Source organism: Sphingopyxis sp. RIFCSPHIGHO2_12_FULL_65_19, assembly GCF_001830555.1.
GTDB lineage: Bacteria > Pseudomonadota > Alphaproteobacteria > Sphingomonadales > Sphingomonadaceae > Sphingopyxis.
In genome coordinates, this window is record NZ_MIAM01000015.1 from 135980 (window position 1) to 141692 (window position 5713).

The 5713-nt window shown below is 66.8% G+C and carries 4 protein-coding genes and 2 pseudogenes; 2 read left to right on the plus strand and 4 right to left on the minus strand.

The window, feature by feature from the left end; genetic code table 11:
• From A3E77_RS04535 to A3E77_RS04550, 4 genes and pseudogenes are all read right to left on the minus strand, one after another.
• Positions 1-224: pseudogene (locus A3E77_RS04535) on the minus strand (N-formylglutamate amidohydrolase); the annotation flags it as partial.
• On the minus strand, positions 221-1072 hold the full coding sequence (locus tag A3E77_RS04540) for a 4-(cytidine 5'-diphospho)-2-C-methyl-D-erythritol kinase (RefSeq protein WP_293643647.1): 852 nt from the start codon (positions 1070-1072) through the stop codon (positions 221-223). The pseudogene A3E77_RS04535 and the gene A3E77_RS04540, both read right to left, overlap by 4 nt.
• Entirely contained in the window at positions 1069-2688 is a 1620-nt protein-coding gene (locus A3E77_RS04545) for a hypothetical protein (RefSeq protein WP_293643648.1), read from the minus strand. Before A3E77_RS04545 ends, A3E77_RS04540 begins: the two co-directional genes overlap by 4 nt.
• Before the next feature lie 34 nt (positions 2689-2722).
• Positions 2723-4378: an electron transfer flavoprotein-ubiquinone oxidoreductase gene (locus A3E77_RS04550; RefSeq protein ID WP_293643649.1), complete on the minus strand. Its 1656-nt coding sequence runs from the start codon at positions 4376-4378 to the stop codon at positions 2723-2725.
• 118 nt (positions 4379-4496) lie between these two features.
• Between A3E77_RS04550 and A3E77_RS04555 the strand changes: the two genes are divergently transcribed.
• Positions 4497-5285 carry a uracil-DNA glycosylase family protein gene (locus A3E77_RS04555; protein ID WP_293643650.1) on the plus strand — a complete coding sequence of 263 codons (789 nt, stop codon included), beginning with the start codon at positions 4497-4499 and terminating at the stop codon, positions 5283-5285.
• A 12-nt stretch (positions 5286-5297) separates the two neighbouring features.
• A pseudogene (locus A3E77_RS04560) lies at positions 5298-5713 on the plus strand (lytic transglycosylase domain-containing protein); the annotation flags it as partial.

Here is a 5713-nt window from a genome sequence, read left to right on the forward strand (position 1 = left end):
ACCAGCCGCGACACCCCGCCAAGAATCGCCGCATCGACCGCGCCGTTTTCGACCAGCAGGGCCGCGACCTCGGCAACGCCGATGTCGATCGCGATATGGTTGTTCAGCAATGACGGATCGATCCCAAGCTCGATGTCGGCGGGCACCATATTCGATGCGTGATCGGCGATCAGCAACAGGCCGCCTGCCCGCGCATCGCCCAACTGGCGCCACGCTTCGCTCATCGCAGCGCGCCCGCCATCGCCCACCAGCCGGGATGTCGCCGGGCAAGCGTCGCCGCCGCGGCGTCGCGTTCGGCCTGGGCATCGAACAGCGCAAAACATGTCGCGCCCGACCCCGACATGCGCGCCAGCCAGGGGCGCAGCGCCCCCAGTTCGGTCAGCACGTCGACGATGGCCGGACAGGCCGCGATCGCCGGGCGCTGCAAATCGTTGCGCGCACCCAATAATTGCGCGCGGCCGTCGGGGCCGGTGAACAGCGGCCCGCGGTCGATGCCATCCCACGCGGCAAACACCGGGCCGGTCGCGACCGGCAGGCGCGGATTGACGAGAAGCACCGGCGTCCCGCCAAGCTGCAATTCGGGCACCGCGCTCAACGCCTCCCCGACGCCCGTCCCAAGGCAGGTCGCACTGGCGACGCAGGCGGCGATATCGGCGCCCAGTGGGCTGACGATCCGCGCCAGCGCGGCGTCGCCGATTTCGGGCAGGAAATGTCGGCGCACCAGCCGCGCCATCGCTGCGGCATCGGCTGACCCGCCACCGATTCCCGCTGCGACGGGCAATGTCTTGGTCAGCGTCACGTGCAGCGGCGGGACGCGACCGCCGCCGTGGCGTTCGCGCAGCAAAGCCAGCACCTGCATCACCAGATTGTCGCCGCCCGCGCTCAATCCGTCGGCAAACGGCCCGTCGATTGCCAGCCGGTCGGCATCTGCAACCTCCGCCGCGATCGCGTCGCCGTCGTCGACGAAAGCGAACAGCGTCTCGATTTCATGGTATCCGTCGCTGCGCCGCGAACGGACGTGCAGCGCCAGGTTGATCTTGGCCCAGCCCGTTTCGACCATCGCCCCGGTCATGGCGCGGTGGTCGCGGGGGTCAGCCCGTCGCGCAGTTTTGCCGCGAGCCGCGTCGCCATGTCCGCATCGGCGAGCAACGCGGCGGCGCGCCAGCTATAGCGCGCCTGGAACTTCCGACCGGCCTTCCAATAGGCATCGCCAAGATGCTCGACGATCACCGCGTTACCGGGCTCGCCGCGCTGCGCCTTTTCAAGCAGGTCGACCGCATCGTCGGTGCGCCCGGTCAGGAAATAGGCCCAGCCGAGCGAGTCGGTGATGCTGGCATTTTGCGGCTCCTGGCGCCAGGCGGCCTCGATCCGCGCCAGCGATTGCTTCACATCCTTGCGCCGTTCCAGCGCCGAATATCCCGCGAAATTCAGGATGGCCGCGTCGTCGGGCCGCAGCGCCACCGCCTTCTCCATCAGCGGTGCCGCAGCATCCCATTTGTCGTCTTGCAGCAACAGTTCCGCCCGCGCGATCAACAGCGTGCCGCGCAGCGACTGGTCGCCTTCGCCATCGCCTAGCGACGCTTCAAGCCGTTCATAGGCGCGCGCCGCGGCGACGGGATCGTTCGATCGGCGCGCGATATCCGCCAGCCGGACAAGCAGGCTCCGCGCCGCATCGGCGCCTACCGACGCTTCCGCAAGCGTCGCCGCGCCGGCCAGATCGCCCGCATCGGCCATCAATTCGGCACGGCGCACCGCGAGCACCGGCGGCAAGGCCTTACGGGCCGGATCGAGCAGCGCCATCGCCTCGTCGCGCTGCCCGTTGCGGTCGAGCGCCTCGACCAGCGTCGTCCGGACCGCCCAATCCTGATCGTCGAGCCAATAGGCAGCCCGTGCGAACAGCAGCGGCAATTTCGTGGTGCTGCCGGGCGTCCGCGCCAGTCCGTCGCCGAGCAGCCCCAGCCATTGGGCGACGCCGCTGCGCGGGCTCGTCACCGGCTGGTCGGGCAGCAACAGCAACGGGTCCTCGCGCTGTCCCGCGGCGAGCGCGATCCGCGCGCGCAGGCGTTCGGCGGCATCGCGCTGCCCCGCCCGGTCGAGCGTCGCCGCCGCGCGCAGCGCGAGCAGCTGGCTCGTTCGGTCGGTAAGCGTGGTGCCGTCGGCGACGACCGCCGCTTCGCCCGCCCGCCGTGTGGCAATCTGGACCAGCGCAACCTGAAGGGTCAGCGAAGGTTCGGGCCGCGCCCGGCTGTTCACGGCCACCAGGTGACGTTCGGGCCGCTTTTCGCGTGCGCCAACGTCGATCCAGGCGTTGATCGTCGGCAGGATCAGGCGCGCAATCGGGTCTGCGCCGGCCTTGCTATTGCGGCCCGCCATATAGTCGCGCGCCGCCTTCCAGTCCGATCGGCGCATCGCGTCGACCATCAGTACAAGCTGTGCATCGAACCGGCGATCGCCGCCGTTCCACAGGGTCAGCGCCGCGGCGCGCGCCGCTTCCAGATTGCCGGCCTCGATGGCCTGTTCCAGCATTCGCCCGCGCAGCCCCGGCAGCCCGGGCGCAAGGCTGGATAGCGTGGTCAACGCCGACAGCGCCGTCGCAGGTTCGCCGCTTTCCTCGGCCAGTCGGGCCCGAACCAGCGCGTTCAGCGCCGCGCCGCCGTCATCGACCGCCTGAACCGGCGTCGCCGCCACGATCGCCGAAACGACCAGGATCAGGCGTGCGGGCTTACATATTCGGATAATTGGGGCCTCCGCCGCCTTCGGGAGTGACCCAGTTGATGTTCTGGGTCGGGTCCTTGATATCGCATGTCTTGCAGTGGACGCAATTCTGCGCGTTGATCACGAATTTCGGATCGCCCTCTGCTTCGCCGACGATTTCATAGACCCCGGCAGGGCAATAACGCTGCGCGGGCTCGTCATAGAGCGGCATGTTGTAAGCGACCGGGATCGTCGGGTCCTTAAGCTGGAGGTGGACCGGCTGGTCTTCCTCATGGTTGGTGTTCGAGATGAACACCGACGACAGGCGGTCGAACGTCAACACGCCGTCGGGTTTGGGATAATCCGGCTTCGGCATGATGTCGGCGCGGTAGAGGCTCTCATTGTCCGGGTGGTGCTTCATCGTGAAGGGGACTTTGATCTTCAGCGTTTCGAGCCACATGGTGATGCCCGACAACAGCGTCCCGGCCAGGTCGCCATATTTCTCGACGAGCGGCAGGACGTTGCGAACGACGCTCAGCTCCTTCTTGACCCAGCTATCGTCAAAGGCGGCCTGATAGGCGTCCAGCGTATCGCTGCCGCGGCCCGCGGCGACCGCGGCGAAGGCCGCCTCGGCCGCCATCATCCCCGACTTCATCGCGGTGTGCGTGCCCTTGATGCGGGGCACGTTCAGGAATCCCGCGGTATCGCCGATCAGCGCGCCGCCCGGAAAGGCCAGTTTCGGCACCGACTGGAGCCCGCCGTCGCTGATCGCGCGCGCGCCATAGGATACGCGCTTGCCGCCTTTCAAAATCTTCGCGATTTCCGGGTGGGTTTTCCACTTCTGCATTTCCTGGAACGGGGAAATGTGCGGGTTGCGGTAATTGAGCCACGTCACGAACCCCAGCGCGACCTGCCCGTTCGCCTGATGATACAGAAACCCGCCGCCATTGGCATTTTCGTCGAGCGGCCAGCCCTGCGTGTGGATGACGCGGCCTTCGGCATGGTTCGCGGGATCGATATCCCACAATTCTTTGACGCCAAGGCCATATACCTGCGGCTCGCAATCGGCGTCGAGCGCGAACTGCGGCTTGATCATCTTGGTCAGGTGGCCGCGCACGCCTTCGGCAAAAAAGGTATATTTGGCGTGGAGTTCCAGGCCCGGGGCATAATCGCCCTTGTGACTGCCATCGCGCGCCACGCCCATGTCGCCCGTCGCGACGCCCTTCACCGACCCATCCTCGTTATAAAGGATCTCAGCCGCGGGAAAACCAGGAAATATCTCAACACCCAGCCCTTCGGCCTGCTCCGCGAGCCAGCGGCAAAGATTGCCGAGGCTGCCGGTGTAGGTGCCCTTGTTGTGCATGAATCCCGGCGAGATGAATTCGGGCAGGTTGAACTTCTTGTTCTTGGTCAGCACCCAATGCTGGTTGTCGTTCACCGGCACTTCGGCAAGCGGGCAGCCTTGCGCCCGCCATTCGGGAAGCAACTCGTCCAGCGACTTCGGGTCGATCACCGCGCCCGACAGGATATGCGCGCCGACCTCCGATCCTTTTTCGAGGATACACACCGACAACTCGCTGCCCGCCTCATTCGCCAGTTGTTTGAGGCGGATCGCCGCCGACAGCCCCGCCGGACCCGCGCCGACGATGACCACGTCATAGGGCATCGATTCCCGTTCGCTCACCGCAAATACCTTTCTGCCGTCCCAGCGCCGATCATTCATCGCGTCCGGCGCTCATTCTGTCACGATTCGCGATGCCCGCCAATTGACGCACCCGTCAACCTCCTGTTTCAAATATCTCATGGGTGGGCAGAACTCTGCATTGCTGGCGGAAAGCATTTGCGACTGGTGGTCGCTGGCGGGCGTCGACGCGCTTGTCGGCGACGCGCCGACGGGCTGGCTCGTCACGCCGCCCGCGAACGACGTCACGGCAACACGCGCGAAGCGCCCGGACCGCGCCGATCCCGAACCGCCGCCGCTACCGATTATCCTGCAGCCGCAGGACGCACCGCAAGCCGCAGAGCCGAAGGCGCCGGCAGTCTTTCCGGAGGCGTGGGACGAATTTCAACACTGGCTCTCCCATGATGGCGACGTGCCGGGCAGCCAGTGGGATGCGCATCGCGTCCTGCCCGTCGGCGAAGCGGGTGCGCCGCTGATGCTGATGACCGCCTGGCCCGAAATCGATGACCAGCGCGACGGCGTGCTTTTTTCCGGACCGGCGGGCCAGTTGCTCGATGCGATGCTGCGCGCGATCGGGATCAGCCGCGGGGAATGCTATACCGCCAGCCTGGCCGTGACGCGGCCAGCGGGCGGACGCTGTGATGGCGCGGAGGCGGCCGAACTCGACCGTCTGCTCTGGCATCATCTGCGGCTGGCGAAACCGGTGCGCCTGCTGCTGATCGGCAGCGACATTCTGCGCATGGCCGCGGCGACGGCGCTGCCCGATGCCCGCGGGAAGTTACTCGATATTAACCAAGATGGCGTCAAGGTGGAGGCCGTGGCAGTCGCGCACCCTGCGATGCTACTGGCCCGACCCGCCCAGAAAGCGGCGGCATGGGATAGCCTGAAACTGTTCAACCGGGGACGTTGACGGATGCAGAATATGACCAGAACCTTCGTTTCGTGCGCCGCTCTGGCGATGTGCATCAGCGCGGCCCCCGCGCTTGCCGCCGATAACGGCACCCGCAACCTTGTGTCGGCGCCGCAGACCGTGCCCGACATTCTGTCCGCGAAGCAGAAACAGCTTTACACGCAGGTGCTCACCGCGATCCGCGGCCAGCGCTGGGCTGACGCGAAGGCCTTGCTCGACGGCGGCGACAATGGCCCGCTTACCGACTTCTTGCGGGCCGAACTGCTGACCGCTGCCAACAGCCCGCGCGCCGAAGTCGCCGACATCATGCCGATCCTCGCGCGGTCGCCCCATCTGCCGCAGGCCGAACAGCTCGGCCGTCTGGCGGCCAAGCGCGGTGCTACCGATTTGCCCGCGCTTCCTTCCCAGGCTCGGCTCGCCTGGGCTGG